Genomic DNA, 201 nt, shown 5'->3' on the forward strand with positions numbered 1-201 from the left:
CTCGGAGATGTGTATAAGAGACAGCCGCTATGTGGTGGCCTCGGCCGGACTGATTCTGGTGACCCTCGGCCTGCTGCCGGTGATGGGTCGTCTGGTGGCAGCCGTGCCAACGGCGGTGCTGGGTGGTGCCGGTGTGGTGCTGTTCGGCACCGTGGSGGGCCGGGGTGKCTCTTATAMACAWCTGACGCCGSCGGCGRMGCC

Annotated in this window: 1 protein-coding gene; it reads left to right on the plus strand. The window is 67.0% G+C overall.

From position 1 onward, the window contains the following. Positions 1-201 (plus strand): solute carrier family 23 protein (locus ACQ4LH_RS21470; RefSeq protein ID WP_430698991.1); only part of this gene is annotated, 201 nt, incomplete at both ends.

Origin of the sequence: Pseudomonas peli, assembly GCF_050563605.1 — a bacterium.
GTDB classification, from domain to species: Bacteria; Pseudomonadota; Gammaproteobacteria; order Pseudomonadales; family Pseudomonadaceae; genus Aquipseudomonas; species Aquipseudomonas peli_A.